The sequence below is a fragment of the Halorussus vallis genome (assembly GCF_024138165.1).
Taxonomy (GTDB): Archaea; Halobacteriota; Halobacteria; order Halobacteriales; family Haladaptataceae; genus Halorussus; species Halorussus vallis.
Map to the genome: position 1 here is coordinate 2,425,712 of NZ_CP100000.1, position 24,004 is coordinate 2,449,715.

The 24,004-nt window shown below is 67.6% G+C and carries 26 protein-coding genes and 1 pseudogene; 15 read left to right on the top strand and 12 right to left on the bottom strand.

Annotation, left to right across the window (positions count from 1 at the left end; genetic code table 11):
- Positions 1–34 precede the first annotated feature (34 nt).
- Positions 35–271, top strand: coding sequence for a hypothetical protein (locus NGM07_RS12285; protein ID WP_253511860.1), 237 nt, complete (start codon positions 35–37; stop codon positions 269–271).
- Here NGM07_RS12285 and NGM07_RS12290 read toward each other — a convergent pair.
- Complete coding sequence (locus NGM07_RS12290) at positions 244–1,539, bottom strand: MDR family MFS transporter (protein ID WP_253511863.1); 1,296 nt, start codon at positions 1,537–1,539, stop codon at positions 244–246. The genes NGM07_RS12285 and NGM07_RS12290 overlap by 28 nt on opposite strands.
- Before the next feature lie 143 nt (positions 1,540–1,682).
- Here NGM07_RS12290 and NGM07_RS12295 point away from each other — a divergent pair, with 143 nt between their 5' ends.
- A complete protein-coding gene (locus NGM07_RS12295) occupies positions 1,683–2,861 on the top strand; it encodes an MFS transporter (protein WP_253511866.1) in 1,179 nt (392 codons plus the stop codon).
- A 567-nt stretch (positions 2,862–3,428) separates the two neighbouring features.
- On the opposite strand, the gene NGM07_RS12300 is transcribed toward NGM07_RS12295, so the two are convergent.
- Positions 3,429–4,757 carry an MFS transporter gene (locus tag NGM07_RS12300; protein WP_253511868.1) on the bottom strand — a complete coding sequence of 443 codons (1,329 nt, stop codon included), beginning with the start codon at positions 4,755–4,757 and terminating at the stop codon, positions 3,429–3,431.
- Between the two features lie 798 nt (positions 4,758–5,555).
- Between NGM07_RS12300 and NGM07_RS12305 the strand changes: the two genes are divergently transcribed.
- Positions 5,556–6,512 carry a succinylglutamate desuccinylase/aspartoacylase family protein gene (locus tag NGM07_RS12305; RefSeq protein WP_253511871.1) on the top strand — a complete coding sequence of 319 codons (957 nt, stop codon included), beginning with the start codon at positions 5,556–5,558 and terminating at the stop codon, positions 6,510–6,512.
- Positions 6,513–6,554: 42 nt separating this feature from the next.
- Here NGM07_RS12305 and NGM07_RS12310 read toward each other — a convergent pair whose 3' ends face one another.
- Complete coding sequence (locus tag NGM07_RS12310; RefSeq protein ID WP_253511873.1) at positions 6,555–7,016, bottom strand: DUF6653 family protein; 462 nt, start codon at positions 7,014–7,016, stop codon at positions 6,555–6,557.
- Between the two features lie 125 nt (positions 7,017–7,141).
- On the opposite strand from NGM07_RS12310, the gene NGM07_RS12315 reads away from it, so the two are divergent.
- The 5 genes from NGM07_RS12315 to NGM07_RS12335 all read left to right on the top strand — a co-directional run bounded on the left by NGM07_RS12315 (position 7,142) and on the right by NGM07_RS12335 (position 10,072).
- A complete protein-coding gene (locus tag NGM07_RS12315) occupies positions 7,142–8,254 on the top strand; it encodes a pyridoxal-phosphate dependent enzyme (RefSeq protein ID WP_253511876.1) in 1,113 nt (370 codons plus the stop codon).
- Between the two features lie 22 nt (positions 8,255–8,276).
- A complete protein-coding gene (locus NGM07_RS12320) occupies positions 8,277–8,801 on the top strand; it encodes an NUDIX hydrolase (protein ID WP_253511878.1) in 525 nt (174 codons plus the stop codon).
- Positions 8,802–8,990: 189 nt separating this feature from the next.
- Positions 8,991–9,338 (top strand): helix-turn-helix domain-containing protein, encoded by a 348-nt coding sequence (locus NGM07_RS12325; RefSeq protein ID WP_253511881.1) that lies wholly within the window; start codon positions 8,991–8,993, stop codon positions 9,336–9,338.
- Positions 9,339–9,764, top strand: a complete 426-nt coding sequence (locus NGM07_RS12330) for a DUF7521 family protein (RefSeq protein WP_253511883.1) — start codon at positions 9,339–9,341, stop codon at positions 9,762–9,764.
- Positions 9,761–10,072 (top strand): DUF7521 family protein, encoded by a 312-nt coding sequence (locus tag NGM07_RS12335; protein WP_253511885.1) that lies wholly within the window; start codon positions 9,761–9,763, stop codon positions 10,070–10,072. The genes NGM07_RS12330 and NGM07_RS12335 overlap by 4 nt, the downstream gene beginning before the upstream one ends.
- 32 nt (positions 10,073–10,104) lie before the next feature.
- Here NGM07_RS12335 and NGM07_RS12340 read toward each other — a convergent pair whose 3' ends face one another.
- Positions 10,105–10,857, bottom strand: coding sequence for a sensor domain-containing protein (locus NGM07_RS12340; RefSeq protein ID WP_253511888.1), 753 nt, complete (start codon positions 10,855–10,857; stop codon positions 10,105–10,107).
- A 237-nt stretch (positions 10,858–11,094) separates the two neighbouring features.
- On the opposite strand from NGM07_RS12340, the gene NGM07_RS12345 reads away from it, so the two are divergent.
- The 3 genes from NGM07_RS12345 to NGM07_RS12355 are packed head-to-tail and all read left to right on the top strand — an operon-like array spanning position 11,095 to position 12,697.
- A complete protein-coding gene (locus NGM07_RS12345) occupies positions 11,095–11,649 on the top strand; it encodes a halocyanin domain-containing protein (protein WP_253511890.1) in 555 nt (184 codons plus the stop codon).
- Complete coding sequence (locus NGM07_RS12350; protein ID WP_253511893.1) at positions 11,646–12,275, top strand: hypothetical protein; 630 nt, start codon at positions 11,646–11,648, stop codon at positions 12,273–12,275. Before NGM07_RS12345 ends, NGM07_RS12350 begins: the two co-directional genes overlap by 4 nt.
- Positions 12,272–12,697 carry a DUF6220 domain-containing protein gene (locus tag NGM07_RS12355; RefSeq protein WP_253511896.1) on the top strand — a complete coding sequence of 142 codons (426 nt, stop codon included), beginning with the start codon at positions 12,272–12,274 and terminating at the stop codon, positions 12,695–12,697. Before NGM07_RS12350 ends, NGM07_RS12355 begins: the two co-directional genes overlap by 4 nt.
- 11 nt (positions 12,698–12,708) lie before the next feature.
- Here NGM07_RS12355 and NGM07_RS12360 read toward each other — a convergent pair whose 3' ends face one another.
- Complete coding sequence (locus NGM07_RS12360) at positions 12,709–13,980, bottom strand: tRNA(Ile)(2)-agmatinylcytidine synthase (RefSeq protein ID WP_253511899.1); 1,272 nt, start codon at positions 13,978–13,980, stop codon at positions 12,709–12,711.
- 159 nt (positions 13,981–14,139) lie between these two features.
- Here NGM07_RS12360 and NGM07_RS12365 point away from each other — a divergent pair, with 159 nt between their 5' ends.
- The 3 genes and pseudogenes from NGM07_RS12365 to NGM07_RS12375 form a co-directional block, all read left to right on the top strand.
- Positions 14,140–15,111, top strand: coding sequence for a transcriptional regulator (locus NGM07_RS12365; RefSeq protein WP_253511902.1), 972 nt, complete (start codon positions 14,140–14,142; stop codon positions 15,109–15,111).
- A gap of 55 nt (positions 15,112–15,166) precedes the next feature.
- Entirely contained in the window at positions 15,167–15,472 is a 306-nt protein-coding gene (locus NGM07_RS12370) for a hypothetical protein (RefSeq protein ID WP_253511905.1), read from the top strand.
- Between the two features lie 172 nt (positions 15,473–15,644).
- Positions 15,645–16,628 (top strand): annotated as a pseudogene (locus NGM07_RS12375) (outer membrane protein assembly factor BamB family protein); the annotation flags it as partial.
- A gap of 154 nt (positions 16,629–16,782) precedes the next feature.
- Here the strand turns inward: NGM07_RS12375 and NGM07_RS12380 are convergent.
- The 6 genes from NGM07_RS12380 to pyrE all read right to left on the bottom strand — a co-directional run bounded on the left by NGM07_RS12380 (position 16,783) and on the right by pyrE (position 22,455).
- On the bottom strand, positions 16,783–17,046 hold the full coding sequence (locus tag NGM07_RS12380; protein WP_253511909.1) for a glutathione S-transferase N-terminal domain-containing protein: 264 nt from the start codon (positions 17,044–17,046) through the stop codon (positions 16,783–16,785).
- 377 nt (positions 17,047–17,423) lie between these two features.
- Positions 17,424–18,866, bottom strand: coding sequence for an aryl-sulfate sulfotransferase (locus NGM07_RS12385; protein WP_253511912.1), 1,443 nt, complete (start codon positions 18,864–18,866; stop codon positions 17,424–17,426).
- A 36-nt stretch (positions 18,867–18,902) separates the two neighbouring features.
- Positions 18,903–19,196 (bottom strand): hypothetical protein, encoded by a 294-nt coding sequence (locus tag NGM07_RS12390; RefSeq protein WP_253511915.1) that lies wholly within the window; start codon positions 19,194–19,196, stop codon positions 18,903–18,905.
- A gap of 188 nt (positions 19,197–19,384) precedes the next feature.
- Positions 19,385–20,863, bottom strand: coding sequence for an NCS2 family permease (locus NGM07_RS12395; RefSeq protein ID WP_253511918.1), 1,479 nt, complete (start codon positions 20,861–20,863; stop codon positions 19,385–19,387).
- A 149-nt stretch (positions 20,864–21,012) separates the two neighbouring features.
- The gene (locus tag NGM07_RS12400; RefSeq protein ID WP_253511921.1) at positions 21,013–21,729 is read right to left on the bottom strand and encodes a phosphoribosyltransferase family protein; all 717 of its coding nucleotides are present in this window, start codon (positions 21,727–21,729) and stop codon (positions 21,013–21,015) included.
- Between the two features lie 183 nt (positions 21,730–21,912).
- Complete coding sequence (gene pyrE / locus NGM07_RS12405) at positions 21,913–22,455, bottom strand: orotate phosphoribosyltransferase (RefSeq protein ID WP_253511924.1); 543 nt, start codon at positions 22,453–22,455, stop codon at positions 21,913–21,915.
- Between the two features lie 157 nt (positions 22,456–22,612).
- Here pyrE and NGM07_RS12410 point away from each other — a divergent pair, with 157 nt between their 5' ends.
- The gene (locus tag NGM07_RS12410; RefSeq protein WP_253511927.1) at positions 22,613–23,041 is read left to right on the top strand and encodes an OsmC family protein; all 429 of its coding nucleotides are present in this window, start codon (positions 22,613–22,615) and stop codon (positions 23,039–23,041) included.
- Between the two features lie 86 nt (positions 23,042–23,127).
- Here the strand turns inward: NGM07_RS12410 and NGM07_RS12415 are convergent, their stop codons facing one another.
- Entirely contained in the window at positions 23,128–23,943 is an 816-nt protein-coding gene (locus NGM07_RS12415) for a hypothetical protein (RefSeq protein WP_253511930.1), read from the bottom strand.
- Between the last annotated feature and the right edge of the window lie 61 nt (positions 23,944–24,004).

The following is a 24,004-nucleotide window of genomic DNA, read 5'->3' on the forward strand; positions in this document are numbered from 1 at the left end:
AACGTTTTTCTCGCGTGGCTGCGTCGCGAACCGCATGACGTTGGAGGACGGACTTGTCGTGAACGGGACGGCCGTGGCGGTGGCGGCGCTCGGCCTCTGGCTCGCCGGACCGCTCGGCATGCTCCTCGTCGGTTTCGCGATGGTCGGCGTCGGCGCGCTGCTGTCTCGAGACTCCGAGGACGGCGCTCTGGAATCAAGCAACTGCCCGGACTGTGGCGCGGTGGTAGAGGGCGACGCCTGCGACTACTGCGGTCGCTCGCTCTCCGAGTAACTCGTCCGGCCGTTCGCCGCCGGGGGAATCCTGCGCTCTAGGGCGAGCGCGCCGACGCCCAACAGGAGCGACAGGCCGACCAGCGCGGGCCAGAGCAGTTCCTCGACCCCGTAGTCGAAGAACGCCCCACCGACCACGGGGCCGATTCCGAACCCCACGCGCTTGGCGACCTCTAGCGCCGACAGTTGGCTCCCGCGGGTTTCGGCGCGCCCGAGGTCGCTCGCCAGCGCGGTGACCAGCGGCGAGTGGAATATCTCGCCCACGGTCCGGAGCACGAGGAACGCCCCGACGAGCGCGACCCCCAGCACGAACCCCGCGCCGTGCGCGAGCACGATGGCGACGAAGCTCGCGGCCCAGAAGCACGCCGACAGCGCGAGGCCGCGGGTCCGGCGCCACGACTCGACCCACGACACTGCGGGCAACTGGAAGAGGACGATGACCAGCGGGTTGAGGACGTACAGCGTCCCCAACTGCTCGCTGGTCAGGCCGAACGCGTTCTCGGCGAAGACGGGGACGGTGCTCTGCATTTGGGCGTACGCTATTGCGAAGCCGACGTTGAGCACCGCGAGCGCGAGCATCGCAGGTTCGGTCATCGCGCGGCGCCACTCGCCGAGGGTCGCCCTCAGTCCGCGAGAGTCGGCGTCCTCGATTTCCTCGATTCCGTCTCGCGCTGCCGCGGTCGCGCGCGACCGCGGCAGCGCGACCCACAGCAGGGCCGCGACGACTCCGCTGGTGAGGCCGTCGGCGACGAACACCGCGACGTGGGCGACGCCGTAGAGCACGCCGCCGAGGACGAACCCCGCGCCGAACCCGGCGTTGCTGGCGACCTTCAGCAGGCCGTAGGCCCGGTCGCGGGCGGCGTCGGTCGTGAGGTCGGCGACCATCGCCTGACTCGCGGGCGCGAACAGGCCGGCGGCGAACCCGGCGGTCGCGGCGACCGCGACGAACTCGGGCGCGCTCCGCACGAGCGCGTAGGCCGCGAGGCTGGGCGCCGACAGCGCCATGCTCGCGACCATGACGGGCTTTCGCCCGCGGGCGTCGGCGAAGTACCCGCCGACCAGCGTGCCGACCGCGGTGGCGACGCTGTTGGCGAACAGGCCGGTGCCCACTAGCGTGAACGGGATGCCGACCTCGCCGTAGAAGTACAGCGTCGCGAACGGGTAGACGATACCCGACCCGAGCACGTTGAGCAGGCGGGCCGCGGCGACGACGTAGACCGCCCGGTCGAACCCTCGGAAGCCCGCGAACGCGGCGGCGAGACGGCGCATCGCTTCCGCGTAGTCGCGGCCGCCCGAAAGGCGTTCGGGAAGCGGACACGCAAGCGTACTCGAAAGCGTGCCGGCGGCTCGGACCGTCGCGCGGTCGCCGACCCAAAGCGATAACGGCCGCGAACGTGTCTATCGAGCGACCGATGACTCGCGTCCGCTGGCGGCACCGAGACACCGTCCTGTCGCTGTGCGTGCTCGCGTACTTCGGCGTCCGGTTCGTCGAGTACGCCCTGAGCCTCGTGTTCGCGGACGTCGAAGCCACCCTGGGCGTCTCGACGTTCGTCGTGGGACTCGCCGTCGCCGCGAGCACCGTCACGTACGCCGCGGCCCAGTTGCCCAGCGGTGCGCTCGGCGACCGCTACGGCGAGCGCACCGTCGTCCTCGCCGCGCTCGGCCTCACCGGCGTGGCGAGTCTCCTGCTCGCACTGTCGCCGTCGGGGCTGTTCGTCATCCTCGGGATGGCGCTGCTGGGGCTGGTCAGCGGGGCGTACTACAGCCCGGCGACGGCGCTCCTGAGCGACCTGTTCGAGGAGACGGGTCGCGCCATCGGGGTCCACCGCCTCGGGGCGCAATTCGTCGGATTCACCGGCCCGCTCGTCGGCGTCGTCGCCGCGCGGTACGGGTGGCGCGCGGTTCTCGCGCTCGCGGGCGTCGTCGTGGTCCCCGTCCTGCTCGGCTTCCGCCTGCTCGTTCGGCCGCGTCGCCCCGTGCGACCCGAGACGCCGATTCGAGAGCGAATCACGCCCGAGGCGGCCGCCGACCTGCTGTCGCGGCCGCCAATCGCGTTCACCACCGGCGTCGCGGCGTTCGCGCAGTTCGTCGACACCGCGACGTTCTCGTTCCTGCCGCTGCTCCTCCGGCAGTACCACGGCGTCTCCGTCGAACTGGCGGGCGTCCTCTTCACCGCGTACTTCGGCGCGGTGACGGCGAGTCAACCGTTCGCGGGGTGGGCGTCCGACCGACTCGGCCCCGACCCCGTGACGGTCGTCGCACTCTCCGTCGGCGTCGCGGGCTACCTCCTCCTGCTCGTCCGCGGCGGCGTCGCGACGGTCGCCGCGGCGGTTCTCCTCGTCGGGTGCGGAATGGGCTGGGGACCGCCCGTCCAGTCGCGGTTCGTGACCCACCTCGACGACGCCGAGCGGGGAATCGGGTTCGGTCTCGTCCGCTCGGCGTACATCGGGTTCGCCGCGCTGAACGGCGTGGTCGTCGGGGGTATCGTCACCCTTTCGGGTTGGAAGGCGGCGATTTGGGTCCTCGTCGTCGCGCTCGCGGTGCCGGCGGCGGCCCTCGGCGCAAACCGGGCGACCGGCCGGTGGACGTAGAGACGCCGGCCGGCGTCTCTACGCGGCTGACCTCCTGTCCGCCGACGCTCCGCCTTGTCGAAACGAACCCGACGCGTCACCGACTCGCAACCGTGATAATCGGTTCGTTGCGGACCGTTTTGGCCTTAACAGCCGCATAACGAAGGTAGATGGCCGCGTAGCGCAGACCGTGCTCGCACTCCTGCTCGCCTGCTGGGTCGGCCTGCTGTTCGTCTTCTGGGCGATGCTGTACGCCGGGAGCGAACGCGCGGCGGTGTCGCGCCGGTGCGACGGTCGGCGGTAGGCCGCTTTGCCTCCCCGCGTCGACGAGAAATGTCCGTGGAGGCGTTCAGTTGAACAGTTCGCCGTTGAATCCGTGGTCGCCGCCTTTCGAGTACGAGCGGACCGCGAGGTAGCCCAGGCCGACGAACAGACCGACCGTCACGACCGTCGCTATCGGTTCCATACCTCGACTTCGACTACCGGTTAGATAATGTTACTGTTCGGATTCCGGACGGCTTTGCTGAGAGAAGTCGTCCGGACCGTTCTCGGAGCTACCGCGTAAGGAGCTCCTACGACCGACTCCCGTCAGCGATACGCGTCCAACTCCCTACCGAAGACGAGGAAGTAGCCGGTGCCGACCAGTCCCACGACGGTCGCCAGTCCGAACGCCAACTCCGGCCCGCCCGGCGAGAGGCCGTAAATCCACCCGCCGACCGCCGCGCTCGGGATGACGACCGCGTTGCGCGCGAGGTAATAGGACCCGACGACCCGACCGCCGGCGTTCTCCTCGGCCGGACCGACGATGAGCGCCTTGTGGGCCGGCAGGCCGGCGAACCGGAGTCCCGAGAGCGCGAACAGCGCGGTGACGAGCGCGGTTTCGGAGACGGCGACGCCCGCGACCGTGAGGCCGCCCTCGGGTGCGTTGACCAGCAGCGCGGGGAAGACGGCGTAGACGACGAACCCGAGTGCGACGACGGGCTTCAGCCCGACTCGCCGGGCCAACTTGGAGACGGGGATCATCACGGCCAGCGCGACCGCCATCTCGACCGCCAGCAGGACGCCGAAGAAGGCGTCGGGTCCGAGGTAGCCCACGACCGGGAGCGTCGCGCTGACTGCGAGGTACTGGGTCACCACGAGGACGACGAAGACGTAGACCATCCCGTTGGCGAACCGGACGAGGGTGTCGCCGACCAGCAGGGGCCGGAGCGTCTCGGGCATCCCCCGGAGGTCGTCGACGACCTGCGAGACGCCCTCGAACTCCTTGCCGAAACTGTCCTCGCTGGCGTCGTAGAGGACGTGCTGGGCGACGGTCGCCAGCAGGCTGAACCCGGCGGCGACCGCCAGCACGTACCGGAACCCGACCTCGAACTCGTACATCGTGAGCAGGCCCGCCGTGATGAGGGGCCCGAGCAGGAAGGCGGTCCGGCGGAACGTCTCGGTGCTGGCGAACCCGGTCGCCAGTTCCTCGGGCGGGACGCTCTGTTTCACGATGGCGAACGTCGCGCCGAGGCCGAACGACTTCCACGCTTGCGCGAGCAGCAGGCCGACGAAAATCCACGTCCACGCGGGAACCGGCTCCACGTCGAACGACGGCGCAAGGAACCACAGCACGAAGCCGAGCGTCGACGCGAGTCCGAAGGCGGTGAGCGCGGTCCGCGAGCCGATGCGGTCCGAGAGTGCGCCGCCCGGGTAGGGGTAGACCGCACTGATGAGATTGCCGAGGCTCCCGTAGAGGCCGATGACCACGCTGGTCGCGCCGAGCACGCCGAGGTAGCGCGCCATGTACCGCCCGGTCATCTGGAAGCCGAGGCTGAACGCGAACATCGCCAGCGAAAGGACGAGGACGTCTCGCTCCAGCGCGAGGAACTGTCGGAACGCCGCGAAGGGGTCGGCGCTGTCGCGTTCGGTCGCCATAATCGGAGGTTGGGAGGTGACGGGCAAAATTGTGGGGGTTCTCTCTATCGGTGTGTCTGGGGTGCGCTGGGTGGGACTACGGAGGTTTGAGGAGTGATGCGGAGCTAGTTATAGAGTTTGAGAAGACGGCGACGACAGCAGACGAGAACGCCTCGAAAGCCTCCGTCCAATCATCACGAAACACTGCTACAACCGTAGCGGTGACCACCTCGAAAGCCCCCGCCCGCTCGCGGTCGCTCCGCGGGATATTCGGCGCTCGCCGACGGCGAGCGCCGAATAGTTGCCCGACGGAGACGACCCCGTCCTTCGGACGCGAGCGGGCGGCCCCTTTCATCCACCCAGACCGCACCGCGGCCGCGCCAGCGCGCGCCACGCCGGATGTTTAATCTTCGAAAGACCCACAGACCAAACCCTCACGGACGCTCGGCCGACCAACCGGCGGGTGGGACTGGAAGGGGCCGGGCGCTCGCGTTCACTTCAGTCGCCTCAGCGACCCCTATTCGGTGAGGGCCGAAGGCCCGAACCGGATATGTCGCTGAGCGACCGCGAGCGTCCGGGGGCTTTCGAGATGTTCTCAGTTGTAGTAATCGTCGTAGCTTGTGAGTAGATGAGGGCTTTCGAGGCGGTCACAGTTACGGTCGCAGTATTTACAATCTGTACTTCCACTACCTCGCTCGAGAACCTCCCAAACAGTAGCGTCTCGTCCGGTTTCGCTCCCACGATTTCCGTGCGTTCAATTCCCACCACCCCTCCCGGCAACCGAACCGCTAAAGGGCGAGTAGCCGCCCGTTATGGGTAATGAAGACGCTCGGAACGGCGAGTGCGGCCCCCGGGGAGATAGACACCGGGCGGCTGCAGGTGGGTGAAACGCGCGACGGCGGCGAATTCGGACTCCCCGTCGCGGTCATCAACGGCGCGGACGACGGACCCACCCTGTACGTGCAGGCAGTCAGCGACGGCGACGAACTCAACGGCCTCGGCGTGATTCAGCGCGCGGTGCCCCAGATTCCGCCCGAGGACCTCTCGGGGACGATTCTCGTGGTCGGCATCGTCAACTACCACGCGTTCCAGGTCGCCGAGCACCGCAACCCCATCGACGACACGAAGATGAACCGCACCTACCCCGGCAACGAGTCGGGGACCTCCAGCGAGCGCATCGCGGCCGCCACCTTCGAGGCGGCGTCGCGGGCCGACCTCATCCTCGACCTCCACCAGGGGTCGACCAGCCGGATGATAAACGAGGTCCGAGTCCGGTGCGGCCAGCGCCACCGCCTCCACGACGAGTGTCTCGAACTGGCGAAGGTGTTCGACTGCGGCTACGTCCTCGACCAGAAGGGACCCGACGGCCAACTCGCCCGCGCCGGCCCCGACGAGGGCATCCCGACCATCGACCCCGAACTCGGCGGCTGCGTCGGCTGGGACGAGGAGAGCATCGAGTACGGCGTCCGCGGGGTGTTCAACGTCCTGCGCTACTACGGCTTCCTCGACGGCGACGCCAACCCCGGCACCCAGACCCGCGCGACCGGCTTCGACCGCTACGGCTCGCCCTCCGGCGGCCTGGTCGACTTTCAGAAGGAACTCGGCGAGTCGGTGTCGCCCGGCGACGTGCTGTTCCGCGTGACCGACCCGTTTGGCCGCCTCAAGGCCGAGGTGACCGCCGACGGCGAGGGCATCTTCTGGCGCTCGCGCCGTCTCCCGCAGGTGGCGACCGGCGAGTACGTCTGCTCGGTCGGCACCGGCATCGACGAGTACTGAGCGGTCCGCCTGCTCTCCCCGTTTCTCCCTCGGCGCCCGCTTTCAGGAGCTCCGCTCCCCCGAGCGTCGGCCGTCCGCTCGTTCCTCGTAGAGGCGAGCCATCCGTCGGAAGAACGCGAGCATGAGGACCATCGAGACGACGGTCCCGCAGGCGGTACCGACCGGACGGCGTTCGACCGCGGCGCGCAACGTGTAGAGGTACACCGGCGCACAGCAGGCGACGAACGCGGTTTCCCTCGACAGTAGCCGTCCGCCATCGAGCCAGACGCGCTCGCCCAGTACGACCTTGGTCGCCCAGGCGTCATCGTCATCGGGCGGTGAAGCGAGGAGCGGGTTCAGCGCGACGGCGAGCAGCGTTCCCGCGAAGAGTCGGCGGTCGCGCCGGTAGATCGCCAGAACGAACGTCGGGAACGCGACGACCATCGCCCAGACGCTCCACGGGTCGGCGTGGCGCGACCAAAAGTAGCGCGCGGCGAGTCCGTCGCCGAAGGGAGTGTCGTCCACGTCCGGGACGACGGCGGACGACCGGATAAACCTCGCCCGGCGGCCGCCGTCCGGACGACGGTCGGCGCCTCGCCCCGACTCTCCGCGTCCGACAACTATTGGTGGCGAGTCCGGCAAGTACGAGTATGCCGACCGACCTCACCTGTCTCGCGTGCGACCGCACCTACGCCGCCGGGCCGGACGAGCCCTGGCGCTGCGAGTGCGGCCACGCGCTCGAATTCGCCGACCGACCGCTCCCCGACGCCCCCGCGCCCGACTTCGCCGACCTCGACACCCGAGCGGGCCTGTGGGCGTTCTCGGAGTTCCTCCCCGTCTCGCCGGCGGTCACGCTCGGGGAGGGGTTCACGCCCCTGCAGGAACCGGATTCGTCGGTCTGGGGCGAGAACGTTCAGTTCAAACTGGAGTACGTCTTTCCCTCGGGGAGCTTCAAGGACCGCGGCGCGACCGTCATGCTCTCGCGGGCCGCCGAGTTGGGCGTCGAGAACGTCGTCGAGGACTCGTCGGGCAACGCGGGCGCGGCCGTCGCCCAGTACGCCGCCCGCGCCGGCATCGACGCCGACATCTTCGTGCCGGCCGACGCCAAGCCCTCGAAACTCGCGGCCATCGAACGCGTCGGCGCGACGCCCGTGAAGGTCGAGGGCACGCGTCAGGACGTGACCGACGCCTGCGTCGAGCGTGTGGAGGACGGCGACGCCTGGTACGCCAGCCACGCCTGGAACCCCGCGTTCTTCGCGGGCACGGCCACCTTCGCCTACGAGGTGGCGGCCCAGCGCGACTGGGAGGTGCCCGACGCCGTGGTCGCGCCGCTCGGCCACGGCACGCTCTTCCTGGGCGCCTACCGCGGGTTCCGTGCGCTGAAGGAGGCGGGGTGGACCGACCGGATGCCGAAACTGCTCGGGGTCCAGGCCACCGGGTACGCGCCCGTCGTCGAGGAGTTGCACGGGAGCGAGGCCGATGCCACCGACGAAGCCAACGACGTGGCCGACGGCATCCAGATCCTCGACCCCGTGCGGAAGGACCAGATTCTCGACGCGGTCGAGGCGACCGACGGCGACGCTATCGCGCTGGGAGAAGACCCCGTGGCGGACGCGCTCGACCGCCTGCACCGGGGCGGCTTCTACGTCGAACCGACCTCGGCGGTCGCGCCCGCCGCGCTCGCGGCGTTCCGCGAGCGCGGCGCCCTGGGCGCCGAAGACGACGTGGTGGTGCCGCTGACCGGGAGTGGTCTGAAGGGATGACCGCCAGGACGGTGTCGGAGCGATGACCGCCTTCGCCGCCGAGTACTGCCCGCACTGCGGAACCGAACTCTCGACTCGCGACGTCGAGGGCCGAGAGCGACGCTACTGCGAGTCGTGCGAGCGCGTCGTCTGGCGCAACCCCGTTCCCACGGCGGGCGTCGCGGTCGTCTCCGACGACGGCGTGTTGCTGACCCGGCGGGCCATCGAACCCGGCGTCGGGAAGTGGTCGGTCCCCGGCGGCCACCTGGAGTTCGACGAGACGCCCGCGGCGGCCGCCGCCCGGGAGCTCCGCGAGGAAATCGGGGTCCGCGTCGACCCCGCCGACCTCGAACTGCTCGACGTGTTCGCCGCCGACTCAATTCCCGGAAAGCGCATCGTGACCATCGGCTACGCGGTCCGGCGCGAGGAGACGTCGGGCGACCCCGAGGCACGCTCCGAGGTCGCCGACGTCGGCTGGTTCACCCCCGCGTCGCTCGCCGAGCGCGACGTCGAACTCCTCGCGCCCCACGGCGAGCGATTCGAGCGGGCGTGGGAGCGACTGGGCTGAGCGCTCGCTGGGTCCGGAGCGGGCGCCGCGTCCGCGACTCGGCCGACCGCGGTCGGCCGAGTCGCTGGGCCTGCGACCGTGTCTGTGGTTTTAAGTCGGTCGCCTGCCGACTCACACCGAGCGCATGACCGTACCGACCGCCGCGAGCGAGTGTGACTCTCCTCGCGGCCGTTCTCGTCACCGGAGCAAATGACCGAGGACAGCGACGTCCGGGAGATCGCCGCTCTCCTCGAAGACGAGTACGCCCATGCGATCCTCGTACACACGAGCCAGCGAGCCATGTCGGCACCCGAACTGAGCGAGGCGTGCGACGCGTCGGTTTCGACCGTCTACCGGCGGGTCGAACGCCTCCGCGAGCACGACTTGCTGGCCGAACATCTCCAACTCGACCGGGACGGCCACCACTACAAGACCTACACTGCCCGACTCGAACGAATCACCATCGAACTCGAAGACGGCGCCTTCGAGATGGAGATCACGTACCGCCGCGAGAACGCCGCAGACAGATTCACCGACCTGTTCGAGGGGTTCCGATAGATGTCCGAACTCGCACCACTCCCGCTCGGCGTCGTCCCGCTCCAGACCGCGACGGGCGGGTCGGCACTCGTCGTCGCCCTCGCGCTCGTCGGGTTACTGCTCACGGCGGTCCTCGCGCTCGCGGTCGCCTACCGGATGGTTCGCGGCTACCGCCGGCACCGGGACCGCGCGCGCCTCGCGATGGCCGTCGGCGTGATACTGCTGACGGCCGGACCGATACTGGTCCAACTCGTCCTGACGAACTTCACCGACGCCTCGACGGCGGCCCGGTCGGCGGTCGCGAACGCGAGCAAACTCCTCGGCCTCTGTGCGATGCTGTACGCGATATACGGCGTGACGGGGCGGCGCGAAACCGCGACCGTGAGGGTCGAGCGCGATATCGGTGGCGACGTCGATACCGACGACTCCGAGGAGGTGGGAGAGTGACGCCGGTCGCGCTCCAGTCGGTCGGCACGGCCGGCGACTCGGCCGGCCTGGTCTTCGCGTTCGCCGCGGTGACGGCCGTCGCCGGCGCGTTCGTCGCGTTCCTGGCGTACCGCGGCTACCGGCGCAACGACAGTCGGCCCATGCTCTACCTCGCGGTCGGTATCGCCCTGCTCACGACCGTTCCGGTCGGACTGAACCACGCGCTGTCGGCCCTGACCGGCGCGACTGACGCCGCGATTCTGCTGGCGATTACGGTCGCGCACCTCGCGGGCGTCGCGTCGATACTGTACGCGCTGACCCGGGCGTAGCCGTCGGCCGTCGTGGCGGGAAATGCTCCTACTCACCAGGGGGTCGTCCAGTACCGCGGCGCGGTCAGCATGACCCGGGCGTACCGACTCCACGCCCACGCGACGACGTTCATCGTCTGGAGCGCGATTACGAGCAACGCGGCACCGAGGACGGCGACCGCCAGCGCACCGGGAAGCGTTTGAATCTGCCACGACCCGACCTCGACCGTCGTGGTGAGTCCGACGAGGAGGTTGTCCCAGCCGAACAGGAGGTCGAGCGTGAACTCCCGGGACGGAACCGGTCCGAGCGCGTGGGCGGTCACCGGGGCGCTCCGGTAGTACAGCGGCGCGAGCAGGAAACTCGCCGCGGTCCCGACGAGCGACGCCAGCGCCGACAACACGACGTTCATGAAGACGAACACGCTCAGCAGGTAGACGGCGGCGCCCCAGGTCCGGCGGTCGGTGACGAACCGCACGGTCCGGTTCAGAACGCCGCCGTCGGTCACCGGGGCGGGTTCGGGGACGTCGACGCCGAGCAGTCGCCTGAGGAGCGCACGCTCGAATCGGGTCAACTGGACGCACACCGCGAGCGTCACGAGTAGCACCAGCGCGCCGACGCCGACCGCCAGCAGCGGGACGCCGGCCGAGAAACCGACCGACAGAAACACGAAGTAGCCGACGCCGAGCGGAAACCGCGTCAGGAGATAGAGGAGGTTGCGATACGTCTGGCGGCGCATCGGCGCGCGGAGCGTCCGACTCACCAGGTGGCCGGCGTCGCGGGTCGGGGACGACGTTTCCGTGGACATCGTTCGATTCACCGGGAATTTCGCGCACCGGAAACCGCGAACTCGCGGTTTCCGGTGCGCGACGTTACTCGCCCTTGAAGCCACGTCGGCTTAATCGCCGCGGTCGTCGCAGCGGGACTTCTTCCGCGAAACCGCCGCCGCGGGAATTTAAACCTTTCGCGCACTCGCCCGCTCGGCGACCGTGCTTCCCGTCTTATCGAACTACCACTCCCAGGTGACGATGGAGAAGATCAAATCGTGAACTCGGAACGCACGGACGACGAACGCGGATTCGACTCGGAACTGACCGGCGGTTCGACCCCCGACAGACGGACGGTCCTCCGCTCGCTTGGTAGTCTCGCGGCGGCGGGCCTGCTCGCCGGTTGCACCAGCATCGGGAACGACGGAGACGGCGGCGACGGCGGAAGCGGCGGGAGCGTCGACGACTGGCTCTCGGACACCGGCAACTACGACGGCGTCGTCGACAGGACCGGCGAGGACGCGGTCACCGTCGAGGTCGGCGCGAAGGGTAACAACGGCGCGAATGCGTTCGCGCCCGCCGCGATAGAGATCTCGCCCGGCACGGAGGTGACTTGGAAGTGGGTGAGCGGCTACCACAACGTCGTCGCCGAGAACGGCGAGTTCGACAGCGGGTCGCCCGAGCAGAACGCGACGTTCCGGCACACCTTCGAGTCGCCCGGGACGTCGCTCTACTACTGCGACCCCCACGAGTCGCTCGGCATGAAGGGCGCGGTCGTGGTCGCGGGCGGCGAGGACGCCGGAACCGCGACCGACGGGATGGGGTCGTCGTGACCGAGCGCACCGCCGGACGCGGGGGACTCACCCCTGAGCACTGGTGGACGCCCGGACGGACGAGAGCGGCCGGACTCGCCGGCATCCTCGGCGGCCTCGGCGCGACCGCGCTCTCGGTCGGTCGAAGCGGCGTCGGGATGGACCTCGGCGCGGTCAACGTGCTCTACCCCGTCGGCTACGTCCTGTTCGTGGCGACTCTGCTCGCGGCCGACGCCCGGTACGCGGACGAGTACCGCGGCCGCGGCCGAACCGTCGCTGGCCTCTTCGGCTTCGCGCTGGCGGCGTACGCACTCTCGGTCGTCGTCCTCGTGGCGGGTCGGGCGCTCTTCGGTACGCTGTTCGTCCCGCTCGGCGGTTTCGTCGGCGCGGCGTTCCTCGGCGCTCGACTGCTCGCGAGCGCCTACGGGGTCGTTCTCTGGGGCCGCACGGACGCGAATCGGCTGGCGGCCGGTCTGTTCGCCCTTACCTTCCCGGCCATCTTCCTGCTCGGACCGCTCGCGGTCGTCGGCCTCCCGGCGCTCTGGGTCGAGGGACCGCTCTACCTGGCATTCGTCGCGCTGGGCTACGACTGTTGGACGGCCGCCGGCGCCGGCGCGTCCGGCGGCGCAAGCGAGGTATCGGGATGACAGCGGTCGAGTCGAGCGACCGCGAAACCGGAACCCCGAGACGCGTCTCGTGGGCGCGCTACGGCTACGTCCTGACGGCGTGCGTCTTCGCCGTCTGCGTCCTCGCGCAGGCGTACATCGCCGGGATGGCGGTGTTCGTCGACCCCGCGAACTGGGCGTTCCACGTCTCGTTCGTCCACCTCTTCGAACCCCTGCTGGTCGTCCTGCTCGCGCTGGCCTTCCTGGGTCGGCTCTCCCGGTCGCTGAAACTGGTGCCGGTGGGGCTGTTCCTGTTGCTGGGCGTCCAGTACGCGACGGCCCACCAGTTCGGGTCGATGGTCGCCGCCATCCACCCGGCGAACGCCGCGGTCATCTTCGCGGTGGCGCTCGCCGCGACCCGGCGGGCGTGGTCGGCGGCCGGCGAGGCGCGGTCGGCCGCGTAATCGCCCCTCCTTCACTTCTCGGAGTGAATCGGCGCGTCGAAGCCGCCCCGGACGAGCGGTTTGGCGATGTGCCGGCGGGCCTCCGGCGGCACCTCGTACCAGCCTTCTTCGAGGTCGCGGTCGACCTCGACTTCGACCTTCCCGTCCGCGGTGTTCTTGCAGTCCCGGCACCGGTAGCCCTGGTTCGCCCCGGCGCTCTTCATCGACCGGCCGCAGTCGGGGCAGTCGGGGGTGACGCGCTCGGTCCGGTTCAGGTCGCAGACCGCGAACTTCTCGAGCTTGAGCGTCCCCTCGGCGACTTCGCCGCAGGCCGTGATGCGGTCGCCCGGCCGGAGCGCCCGGACCCGGTCGCGGAACCGCTTGGTGGGTTCGAAGGCGGCGCACCGGAGCCTTTCGCCGTCGTCCGCCATCTCGAAGAAGACGTGGCCGCCCCGGCGCGTCTCGGGCGCGGTCGTCACCGCGCCCGAGACGCGGTAGCTCCGGCCGTCCTCGACGTCGGCGAGAGCGGCGTCCCCGAGGTGGGCGTCGGTGCCCTGGTTGGTCCGGAACAGCGCCCGGCGCTCGACCGACTCGCCCTCGATTTCGCGGGCGACTCGCCGGACGGCGTCCGGCGAGTCGCCCCGGATGCCGTGGAGGATGGGACCCGGCGTGTGGGGTACGCAGACCAACTCGCCCGTCTCGCGGTCGACGGTGTCCCAGACGTCGGGATAGCCGGCGTCGGCGGCCGTGAACGCCGAGTCGGCGTCAACCTCCCTGGGCGTGCCCCACCGGTCGCGCTCGCGGTAGGTGATGCACTCGTAGGTCCACTCCTCGAAGGCGGCGTGAGCGCCGACGGCGGCCAGCGCCCCGATCTTTCCGCGGCCCTCCTTCCACCCGGCGCTCAGGTAGCCGGCGTCGGCGATGCGCTCGTCGGCCTCGGCGACGGCGAGCAGGTCGCGAACGGCCGAGCGGGCGAACTCGGCCACGGAGTCGGGCACCGCCTCGGGGTCGCCCGGCGCGACGACCAGCCCGGGGTTCGTCCGGGGGTCGGCGGTTTCGGCGACGGCGTCTATCTCCTCGCGGGCGAGTTCGAACGCCGTCTCGGAGTCGGCGTCGGTGTGGACCGCGAGCGCGGCGTTTCCGCGGGTCTTGTGCTTCACCGCGGGGTTGAGCCGAACCAGGAGCAGTCGCCCGACGTCGGCGTCGGCGTCCGCTCGCAGGCGCTCGGCCACCCGGGCGGCGAGGTAGGTCGTGCACATCCCGCGCTCGCGGGAATCGGTGTCGTCGAGGCCGATGACGGTCACTGCCCCGGAGTTAGGCCGTGGCAAACAAGCGGCTTTCGGAGCGTCCGTCGAGCCGTCGGCTATATTTTAACGTTTCGCCGCTCGCTCCCCCGAATCGCAAGCCGCGAAAGGGTTGCAATCGACACAACGCATATATAGGGGAATCACTTACGTGGGGATATGTCCCGGTCTGCACTGGTCGGGAACGTGACCGCGATGCTGGAAGACGCGGGCTTCACGGTCAGCGACCGGTGTGCTATACGCCCGAAGAGCTTCGACGTGGCGGCACGTCGAGGGCGCGACCTGTTGTTGCTGAAGATACTCGCGAACGTCGACGCGTTCGACGCAGCGACCGGACTGGAGATGCGTCGACTCGGGACGCACCTCGACGCCACCCCGCTGGTCGTCGGTCTGCGTACCCGCGACGAGGACCTCGAACCTGGCGTGGTCTACTTCCGCCACGGCGTGCCCGTGTTCAGCCCCGACACCGCGATGGAACTGTTCGTCGAAGGAATGTCGCCGCTGGTCTACGCCGCCCCGGGCGGCCTCTACGTCAACATCGACGGCGACGTGCTGCGCGACGAGCGCGAGGAACGCGGCTGGAGCCTCGGCCGCCTCGCCAAGGAACTCGGCGTCTCCCGGCGCACCGTCTCGAAGTACGAGGACGGCATGAACGCCAGCGTCGAGGTCGCCCTCGAACTGTCGGACATGTTCGAGGGCGACCTCACCAGCCCCGTCGACGTGCTCGACGGCGCCGACGAGGTCCGCGAGGACGAACCGACGCCCGACGACCCCGAACCCGACAGCGACGACGAGCGCATCGTCACCGTGCTCACCCGCGCGGGCTTCGAGGTCCACCCGACGGTCCGCGCGCCGTTCAAGACGGTCAGCGAGGACAACGACAGCCACGAGAACGTGTTGACGGGCCACTCGGCGTTCACCAAGGCCGCCGAGAAGCGCGCCCGCATCATGTCTTCCATCGGCCACGTCGCCCGAACCCGGTCGGTCTACTTCGTCGACGAGGCCAAGCGCGAGAACGTCGATGGGACGGGCCTGGTCGAGCGCGAGGAACTGGAGGGCATCCGCGACGCCGACGAACTCCGGGAACTCATCCGCGAGCGCGCCGAGGAACCCAAAGAAGAACCCGCGTAGTCGGTTCGGCGGGGTCCACATTCAAGTTTCAGCTATCCGTCAGTCACGACCACGGATGGCCCCGTCTTCCGCGTTCGTCGCAGTCTCACTTTTCTCCGCTCCGGTTCTGTCCCTGGTCGCCGCGGTCGAACTGCTTCTGCGAACCGACCCGCTCACGCTCGTGTTGATTCTGCTCGTCGTCACGGAACTCCTGATTCCGACGTGGGTGTACTACGACGCGAGAAAGCGCGAGATGGATGCCGCCGTGTGGTTCCACGCGTCGATGGTGCCCGCGCTCAACGTCTTCGGACTTCTCGGGTATCTGGCTACGAGAAAGTCACATCCGGTCGTCGAGGACGGCGACGCGGACGAAACTGACTAAGGCAATCGGGTAAAAGTCAACGACCGGAAATCTTATTCCTGGATACCGTTGACGACTCTACATGTGTGGGTGTATCGGCCGGCGGAAATTCCTTGTTCTCTCTGGAATATCCCTGTCTTCAGATGCTCTCGAAAAGACGATACGACCGCGGCGACCTCAAAGCGAGTGGCCGATGGACAGATACGACGCTGCAGGAACGGGCTACCGCCCGTCTTTTGACGGACCAAAGGCCGAACCTACTATTCGATGGAAACACGAGTACGACACGCGCTTGACTCCCGCTCCCGTTACGAATTCCGGTGGACGAGTCTATCACGTAAATCGGGACCGTATAACCGTCCGCGAGGCGCAAACAGGAAAGAAGCGATTTGCTTTCACGGGCGGACCCTATCTTTCTTCTATAAGTATAGCTGACGGACCAGCGGGTCGGAACGGTGTCGCCGCCGTCGCAAACGAAGACGGACTCCTCGGACTTGACCCACGAGGCGGTGTCTCTGTATTCGGGTTCTTTCACCTCTTCGCTCGTCGGTGGGCGTATCCTAAGGGATTGGACCTGTTCGAAAACAGAGTCGGTCCGGCACAGACATCACTGCCTCCGGTTATTGCGGGCAATCGCCTGTACTTCGCAGAAACACGCACCGACCAATCGTTGATTGCCCTCGATACCCCGACAGGCGATAGGAAGTGGGCGATAGAGTTTCAGACTAACCTGACCCGGCCGGCGGTTTCGAACAGCCGAGTGTTCGTCGGAGTCTGGGACGATGGCGTTGTCGCGGTCGATTCGGAAACCGGTGAACGACGGTGGCACCGAAGTACGGACGAATCCGACGTGTTCGGTCCCGCAGTCGCTGACGGAGTCGTGTACGTGACCGACGAGCGAAACGTCTACGCCTTCGATGCGGACGAGGGATCGACTATCTGGCGTCAGGGATTCGAATCGCGGGTGAGAACACCGCCCGTCGTCACCACCGATTCGGTGTACGTCGCAACCGAGGAACACCTCGTCTCGTTCGAACGGTCGGGAAACCGACGCTGGCGACTCGCTGGCGGCTGTCGGGATGCCGCGCTGTCTGCCGCGGCGGAAACGATATATCAACCAATGGGTGAAACGTTACGCGCCGTCGATGCTAGCGGACGAGTACGCTGGTCGTTCGAGGCCGACAGCGAGATAGCGACTCCGGTTCTCGGGGATGAAACCGTCTATCTCAGCAGCTCGCGTTCCCTGTACGCAATCGAGTGAACGTGGCGAGAAACGACCTACCCATCGAGGTCGGCAAGTCGATGCTATGGCCGGCATCGATTCGCGGCGTCTACGCCGCCTGTTCGCCATCGCCGTACGTCTCGTCGAGGTACTCCACGATGTCGTCGCTCTCGTGCATCCCCTCGACGTCGTTCTCCTCATCGACCAGCACCGGCACGCCTCGCTGGCCGCTGACTTCCTCGACCTCGTCACGCTCGGACTTCGGCCCCGCGACCATGTTCGATTCGTAGTCGAGGTCGAGGTCGTCGAGTTTGTCCTTGACCTTCGCGCAGTACGGACAGCCTTCGAGTTCGTACAGTTCGAGGTTCGTCATCGTGCTTCGTTCTAGGGCCTTGCGGGACAAGAGCGTGGTGGTGCCGGAACTGCGTGACGCAACCTCGCGCGGTAGGTGAATCGGCTCCTACCGGTACGACGGAGACGAAACCACCAATTCCGACACCGCAACGTAGACCGCTACTTCACTGCCACTGCACAGCGACTGCACAGCAACTCCGACCGCTATTCACACTCCACAACTGAGAAACCGCACCGCCGTCGGACCGAAGGTCCGACGAGCCTGCGTTCGTGACGCTCACGCAGACTTCGGCGCTCGTTCGGTCGTCCCTCGCACGGGTCACGACCTCGCGTTGCTCGGTCGCTCCCGCGCGCCGTGCCGGCCGTGTCAATTCGCGTTCCCGCCGAAAATCCGTTCTAGCTCGCGCCGCGCCGGTCGTTCCACTCCGAAACCTTCCCGGTGAGGGTCGAGACTCCGTCGCGAATCCGGCCGCGCTGGTACACCGTCTCGCCGAGCGCCCAGCTGACCAGCACCACGCCGCCCAGAATCGCGCCGAGGAACTCCCAACTGTTCATCCACACCGGTCGAATCCAGGGCGTGACGTGGGCCCACGTCCGGGCGAACTCGCTCGCCTCCGATTCGAGAATCGTCCCGTCGAACGTCTCGACCAACCAGAACGAGACGGTCTTGCTGTCCTCTCCGCCGATGGAGAGTCCGCTCCCGCTGACGTTGTAGCTCCCCGATTTGCCCATGTCGCGTATCGTCGGCCTGTCGTCTGCCAGTTGGGCCTCGTCGCCGTAGGTGATGCGCTCGACGTCGTAGGGCGCCCACGGCGCGTGGAACTCCCAGACGACCTTTCCTTCGGGGGTGACCTCGAACACCCGGTGGTGCATCGTGTCGACGACGAGCGTGTTGCCGTTGGGCAGTCGGTCGGCGTCGCGCGGCCAGTTCAGCCCCCGCGTCCCGAGGTTCCACGTCCGTTTCCACTCGCCGTTCTCCTTGGCGTACTCGACGATGCGGTCGTTCTCGCTGTCGGCGACTAGGACGGTCGGCGTTCCGTTCTCGCTTTCGAGGTACTGGGGGTTGTGCTGCTCGTACAGCACCGAGTGGTTCTCGTCGTTCCCGAGGGTTTCGGTGACCGTCTTCGTCGAGCGGTTCACGACCACGACCTCGTCCATGTTCCGGGGCGACGCGAGGTACCTGCCCGGGCCGATCTTGTCCACGTCGTTGACGTGGGTCCAGTCGCCCGTGTACTTCCCGCCCGCGCTTCGGTCGTAGTGGCTCCGGAAACGGAACTGCCAGGTGACCTCGTCGGTCTTGCGGTCGTAGACGAAGATGCGGTCGTCGTTCTTCCCCGACTGCTCGTCGTAGTTCCGCATGTTGGCGACCAGCAGTTCCGTCCCGTTGTTGATGAGGTCGACGTCGTGGGTGTCGTGGATGGCCAGGCGTTCGGTCCAGACGCGTTCGCGGGTTTCGGTGTTCAGTTCGTACACCAGCGTCTCGCCCTTCGCGGTGGCGGTCACAAGCAGGTTACCGTTCGCGAGCGGGTCGACGTCGTAGAACCACGTCGCGTCGAACCCCGACCCGTCGTGGACCCACTTCACGTTCCCGCGCGGGCCGACCGCAATCAGGCGCGCGGGCTTGTTGGCGTTGGCCATCCCCTGGAAGTGAAAGCCTTGAATCGAGATGACCGTCGTACCGTTGGCGGGGCTGTCGACCGACGCCCGGAGGTTGCTGGGGTCCTCGGTCGTCGCGAAGAACGTCGCGGCGGAGATGCCGGCCGGTGCCACCAGCGAGACGACCAGCAGTGCGACCGCGCCCCGAACCGCCCAACGGCGCGGTAGCGAGCGGAGATTCATGTTCTCTGGCACGAAGTCGAGTCCATTAAAGGTGAGTCAGACGGGCAGGCGGTCGGCGAACGTCTCGACTTCGTCGTCGGAGACGCCGTACCCCGTGACTCGTCGTCCGTTGCGGGTGAACGACGAGTACTTCGGCGACATCACGCCGATGACCTTCTCGACGGGGATGGAGACGTAGTCGTACTCGTCCGTGGCCACCTGGTTGAAGCCGACGACCCAGTCCCAGTCCTCGATGACGAACGCGGCGTCGACCTGGGTCGCCTCCGCGTCGGCGTAGTAGATCTTCGCGATCGGTTCCTCGTCCGGACCGGCGGTCGGGTATTCGCTCATAGTCGAAACTATGTATCGACGGACGACGACATAACTGTTCCCCGAGCGGAACGGTGTCACGATGGGTGCTGTCGGAGAGGAGTCGCGACGGAACCGGAGTCGACGAGGGAGCGGTGGAGGAGAGCGATGGAGAAGTAGCGGAGAACGATGAGTGCCGTAACTTTCGGAGAAAGAACGACCGGCGGCGCTCAGACGTTACCCCGGAGCATCCCGCTCGTCCGGACGAAGAAGTAGGCAACGAAGGCGGCGGCCAGCACCCAGTGGCCTGGCCGGATGTCCTTGCGTTCGCCCGCGGCGAGCTTCACGACGGGGTAGGAGACGATTCCCGCGGCGATGCCGTAGGCGATGGAGAACGTGAACGGCATGACGAGGATGGTCATGCCCGCGGGGACCGCGTAGGTGATGTCCTCCCACGCGATCTCCACGACGTTTCGGAGCATAACGACGCCGATGACGACCAGCACGAGGTGGGAGGCGTAGGTCGGTACGGCGACGGCGAGCGGGACGACCGCGAGCGACGCGAGGAACAGGAAACCGACCACGAGCGCGGTCATCCCGGTGCGACCGCCCTCCTCGACGCCGGTCGCCGACTCGATATACGTCGTGACCGTCGAGGTGCCGAGCGCGCCGCCCACGGTGGTGCCGACCGCGTCGGCCATCAGCGGCTTGTCGATGTCGGGGAGGTTCCCGTCGTCGTCGAGGAAGCCGCCGACCTGTCCGACGCCGACGAGGGTGCCGGCGGTGTCGAAGAAGTCCACGAAGAAGAACGTGAAGACGATGAGCGCGAACGAGAAGCTCTCGATGTTCTGGAGACCCGTGATGAACGCGCCGGCCAGCGGCGCGATGTTGTAGCTCGCGGCGTCGTAGGTGATGGGCGCGGTCGAGGTGAGCGCCATCGGCGCCTTGAGCGTGACGCCCGGCGGCGCTTGGTCGGCGGGGAACGCCGAGTAGCCGAGCGCCTTGGCGGTGTAACCCATGATCGTCGTCAGAATGATGCCGAAGATGATCGACCCTGTGACGCCGCGGGCGTAGAGTGCGAGCGTGATGAAGAGTCCGATGACGGAGACGACCGCGACGGGGTCGGAGGCGAACACCGGATTGAACGTGAGGAACGTCGCGGCGTCGCCGGCGACGACGCGCATCTCCTCCAGACCGATAATTGCGAGGAAGAGGCCGATGCCGGCGCCGACCGCGAGTTTGACCGGTTCGGGGAACAGCCTGATGATGTACTCGCGCGCGCCGACCGCGGTGAGCGCGATGAAGATGATACCCTCGACCACGACCGCCGCGAGCGCGGTCTTCCAGTCGACGCCGAGCGCGCCGACGACCGTGAACGCGAAGAAGGCGTTGAGTCCGAGGCCGGGCGCCTGTGCGAACGGCCTGTTCGCGTAGAACGCCATCGTTAGCGTCGCGACCGCCGCCGAGATGAGCGTGACGACCGCGATCATCTGGAACGTCCGGGCCGGCCCGACGGTGGCCGGGTTGATGGCCTCCGAGAGGATGGCCGGATTGACGACCACGATGTAGCTCATCGTCAGGAACGTCGTCAGTCCCGCGATGATCTCGGTCCGGAGGTCGGTGTCGTGCTCCTCGAAACCGAAGTACTCCGCGAGCGCGCCGCTCGAACTCGACGTCGCGCTTTCGTCGCTGGTGTCGTTTATCCCCATGATGAACGTGTGGGCATATTCGTGCAGGTGTATTTAAGAATTCTCATCGCATCTGGGCAAGTGTACGTAACCGTGCATTAAAACCGGGCGTCGAGAGGGGTTAGAAAACGAAGAAGTACACGCCCGTGCCCATCTCCCCCCGGCGGAGACTACTCCTCGAACGTGGTCAGCGCGCCGACCGGCGCCTCGGTTCGGGCCTTTGCACGGTCCATCCCCTCCTCGCCCGCGGCGATAAGTGCGAACACGCCGCCGACGTGCGCCTCGGCGCGGTCGGCGATGTCCAGGAGGAGCTCCTGGGTTTCGCCCGACCGGATGAGGTCGTCAACCACGAGGACGGTTTCGCCGGCCGCGATGGACGACGCCGGGAGGTAGTAGGTGAGTTCGATGCCCGAGGCCAGGCGCTGGCGCGACTCGATGAACTCTTCGACGGCGGTTTCCTTGGACTTCTTGGCGTAGGCGACCCGGGCGTCGAAGTAACTCGCCATCGCCGCGCCGAGGGTGATGCCGTCGGTCGCGGCCGTCAGCACCACGTCGGGTCGGTCGAACTCGAACGCCTCGGCGGCGATGGGCGCGACGAGGTCCAGGAAGGACTGGTCGAAGACGACGGCGGAGTTGTCGACGTAGCCCTCGTCGTCGACGCGAATCCGGGCCTCGAGTTCGTCCGCGAGTTCGTCTCTGCCGACGCCGGCGACGATCTCCTCGGCCCGGTCGACGCTCGGGAGGACGTGGCCGTTGACGTAGCGGTTCAGATCGCCCGCCGGCAGGCCCGTCACCTCCGCGAGTTCGTCGTACGTACGAGTCTCCTTCAGCATCCGGAGGACGGCGACCGCCTGCAGTTGCAGGCTCGCCTTCTCTGCGCGGTTCATATCTCGCCTCATCATTCCACGAACTTGAATATCTCGAAGTGAAACGCGCGGATGTACGGCAGAAGTGCGCAACCGTGGATAGCCGACCGGCGAGCGTCGAACGGTCCGGTTTCGACACCGAGACGGTCGCTCGGCGCTCGGACGGCCGCTCGGCACCCGGACAGTCGCTCGGCGCTCAGACGGTTACTCGGCGTCGAGCAGTTCGGTCGCGGTCAACAGCGACTCCAGTTCCACGTCGTGGTCGGCGAGGTTCTCCGCACCGCCCTCCTCGCGGTCGACCACGACCAGCACGCGTTCGACGACCGCGCCGGCGTCGCGCAGGGCCTCGACGGCGTCGACCGCGCTCTGGCCGGTGGTGGCGATGTCCTCGAGGACGACCACTTCCTCGCCTTCCTCCAGGCGGCCCTCGACGAGGTTGGCGGTGCCGTAGTCCTTCTGCTTCTTGCGCGCGATGACGTAGGGGTTGCCCGTCTCGATGCTCGTGGCGGCCACGAGCGGGACGCCGCCGAGCGCGACGCCCGCGAGCTTCGTTTCGCCCGCGTGCCCGCCGGCACGTTCCAAGCGCTCGGCGAACGCCTCGGCGATGAGTTCGAGACAGCGGGGGTCGGTTTCGAAGAGGTACTTGTCCACGTAGTACTCGCTGGTGCCGCCGTGCGAGAGCTCGAACTCGCCGTACTTCACCGCATCGGCGTCCCGGAGTGCGTCGATGAGTTCCTCGTTCGCCATTGGAGGAAGTGGGGGTGGCCGGACCCATAAGCGGTGTCTTTTGGGACGGTCGGACGCCCTGGGAGAAGGGGTCTCGCTCGCGCGCTCTCGGCCACCCGCCGGTCCGCCCGTTCTCGCCGTTACTCCCTTACGCGTGGTTCTCGTACTCCTTCGGGAGATGCCAACCAGAGAAGCCGAAACCACGTGGCAGGGCGGCAAAGACGGAAGCGGCGACTTCACCACCGAGAGCGGCCAGATAGAGGGAACGTTCCGGTTCCCGACTCGCTTCGAGGACGAACCCGGCACGAACCCCGAGGAACTCATCGGGGCGGCCCACTCGGGATGCTTCTCGATGCAGTTGACGGCGCTCCTCGAAGGCGAGGGCTACACGCCCGACAGCCTCGAGACGACGGCCGACGTCCACCTCGAGAAGGCCGACGGCGGCGGCTTCGAGATTCCGCGCATCGAACTGACGCTCGACGCCGAGATTCCCGAAATCGACCAGGGCGAGTTCGAGGACATCGCCCAGAACGCCAAGGAGACGTGTCCGGTTTCGAAGGCGCTGGCGGGGCCGGAGATCACGCTCGACGCGACGTTGCAGAGCTGAGCAGGGCGTTCCGTTTTTCTCGTCACTCGAGTTCGAACGCGAACGACTTCGGATGCGTCGAGCGTCGTCGCTGGAAGCGAGTCTCGTTACGACAGGGCGAGTATCGATACCGCATCCGCGGCCACTCCCATCGTGAGAAAGGCTCCGTACTCGAGGGCTCGACGTCGAAGATTGCGGCGAATCGCATCGACACCGCCGTCGGAGACGAAGAACGGCGTGTCGTCGGTTCCCTCGATCGTCGGCGTTCCCCCTTCGACCGACAGTTCGCCGTGAACCGTCAATCGGGTGCCCTCCGGGACGGCCTTCGACGCGAAGTAGTCGTTTTGCAGGTCTACGTCCGGGTCGTCGTCGATGATACCTCGGAGTCGTTCGAGGGATAACTCCGCCGAATGGCTACTCAAGTGGAAGTACGGCGAGTTCCAAAGGTAGACGTGCCACGTTCGACTCGGAAGAATACCCGCCGGCCGCACCTCCGATAGTCGCTCGGCGTCGTGGGCGTCGCGGAGCCAACTCGGATCGACCCGTACGTCCCCGTTCCCGGTAGTGACCGCGAACGACCCGAACTCGATTCCGGAGGCGAAGGTCGCTTTCGCCTGTCTGGTTTCCCGATTTCCGAAATCGAGCACCTTCTGACCGCTCCTCGGGAACGCCGCCCGCCAAACGTACATCGCGACCGGCGACGGCTGCCCGTCGGTGGCACGGTCGCTCGCGGGTGCCTCCTCGTCGACTCCGACGACTCCTTCGACCGTCACCGGTTCGCCGTCCGCGATGGCGGGAGCAGTCTCGGGAGTGACCCCGGCCAGCAGGCGGTACAGTCGAACGGTGTTCGCCAGCCGATACGCGTAGTAAAGGCACAGTAGCGTGAGCGCTCCGCCCACCACGACAGCCTCTACGGCGACCATCGATTCGTAGCGTCCGTTAGTCGATATTAACGGTGCCGAAGTGTCCAGGACCGACGACGGA